Annotated in this window: 2 protein-coding genes; one reads left to right on the forward strand and one right to left on the reverse strand. The window is 60.1% G+C overall.

Annotated elements, in window-relative coordinates:
* On the reverse strand, positions 1-1130 hold a 1130-nt coding region (locus tag VF672_RS23235; RefSeq protein ID WP_331107339.1), incomplete at its 3' end, for a sugar ABC transporter substrate-binding protein.
* Positions 1131-1396: 266 nt separating this feature from the next.
* On the opposite strand from VF672_RS23235, the gene VF672_RS23240 reads away from it, so the two are divergent.
* A partial coding sequence (locus tag VF672_RS23240) for an ABC transporter ATP-binding protein (RefSeq protein WP_414705649.1) occupies positions 1397-2076 on the forward strand: 680 nt, incomplete at its 3' end.

The following is a 2076-nucleotide window of genomic DNA, read 5'->3' on the forward strand; positions in this document are numbered from 1 at the left end:
ACCATCGGTTGCACGAACGGGTACTTCTTCTGCACCTCGGCGTCCTTGTACACCGACATGCGCCCGCTCACGCCACCGGCTTCCAGGTACGGCTTGGCCATGGCTTCGGAGGTGACCCACTGAATGAACAGCCACGCCGCCGCCTTTTGCTTTTCGTCGGACTTGGCGTTCACGCCCAGCGAGAAACCGCCCAGCGCCGGCTTGAGACCGGCCGGGCCTTTGGGTTCGGTGGCGACGGCGAGGCAATCGGATATCTTCGATTTGGTCGGATCGGCCAGGGTGCTGTAGAACGCCGACCACTCGGTGATCATCGCCACTTTGCCCTGGGCAAGGGCGTTGACCGCTTCGTTGTGGTCGTAATCGACGATGCCCGGCGGCATGTATTTCATCAGGTCCTGACGAAATTGCAGGCCTTGCTGCGAGGCTTTGGAATTAAGGTTGGACTTGAAGGCGTCGTCCAGCAGCGAGCCACCAAATGGCCACAGGAAGCGCATGAAGCTGTCCGCCGATTGGGTCTCACCGCGCCGCGACTGCAGGGCGTAGGCGTAGCGGTCCTTCGATTTGTCGGTGAGCTTGGGCGCGTAGTCCTTGAGCAGCTCGTCCCACGTGGCCGGCGGTTTGTCGAAGCCGGCGTCCTTGAGCATGCACTTGTTGTAGAACAGCAGGCCGGAGTAGTTATCGAAGGGCAGGCCATAGGTCTGTTTGTCCCAGCTGCCGAACGATTCCAGCAGGATCGGGAAGAAGCCTTCGAGCTTCAGGTCCGGGTCGGCGAGCTTGGCGTTCTGAGTGAAGGTGGTGACCGGTTCGAGCCAGCCGTTGCCGGCGAATTCGCCGATCCACACCACGTCGGTCAGCACCACGTCGAGCTGCTCACCGGAAGTGAAACTCAACACCTCCCGTTCACGGCTATTCTCGTAGGGGATGGTTTCGTAGCTGACCTTGATGCCGGTTTTCTTTTCGAACTCAGGCAGCAGTTTGATCGCGGCCGCATAACCGGGACGGTCGAGGAATATCGCCTTGATTTCGGTGCCCTTGTAGGGTGCGGCAGCCTCCTCCAGGGTCCAGGCCTGAGCGGTGCCGGCGCCCAGCGCAACCGACAGGGCAAGGGCATTCCATACCAGCTTCTTCATTGACGTGACCTCATTATTGTTGTGGGTGAGGGTTACACGGGGACAGGTGTTTTGCGGTGCTGCCAGGTGCTGACAGGTGCTGCCAAGGCGCTTTCACGATCAGCGTGCGCGGCTTTCAGGCCGACTTGGGCGAGTTCCTTGACATTTGTAATTTCCGAATTACAAATGATCGTAGGACGAAATGGATGGCTGTCAAGTCGGTGCGCCGTTGCCGTGGCTGCCTGCGAAAAGAATGCCCAAACAACAATAATTCAGGGGATAAGATTTTGACTGAGCTCAGTTTGAGTGGCGTCGAGAAAGCCTACGGCGAGATCAAGGTCTTGCATGACATCCACCTGAGCATCGAGAGCCGCGAGTTCGTGGTCTTCGTCGGGCCTTCGGGCTGCGGCAAGTCAACCTTGCTGCGCTGCATTGCCGGGCTCGAAAGCATCACCCAGGGCCAGATTCGCATCGGCGCCCGCGACGTGACCTACCTGGAACCGGCCGATCGCGGCGTCGCCATGGTGTTCCAGTCCTACGCGCTGTACCCGCACATGTCGGTCTACGACAACATCGCCTTCGGGCTGAAAATGCAGAAGACACCCAAAGACCAGATTGAGGCCAAGGTGCGCAACGCCGCGCGCATCCTGCAGCTCGAGCCGCTGCTTGATCGCAAGCCCAAGGCGTTGTCAGGCGGGCAGCGCCAGCGCGTGGCCATCGGCCGCGCCATCGTCCATGAGCCGGAAGTGTTCCTGTTCGACGAACCGCTCTCCAACCTTGATGCCTCCCTGCGCGTGCAGATGCGCATCGAGATCGCCCGGTTGCACGCCGACCTGCAGGCGACCATGGTTTACGTCACCCATGATCAGGTCGAAGCCATGACCCTGGCCGACAAGATCGTGGTGCTCAACAAAGGCTGCATCGAACAGGTCGGCTCACCCCTGGAGCTTTATCACCATCCGCGCAA

Origin of the sequence: Pseudomonas sp. (assembly GCF_036387035.1) — a bacterium.
GTDB lineage: Bacteria > Pseudomonadota > Gammaproteobacteria > Pseudomonadales > Pseudomonadaceae > Aquipseudomonas.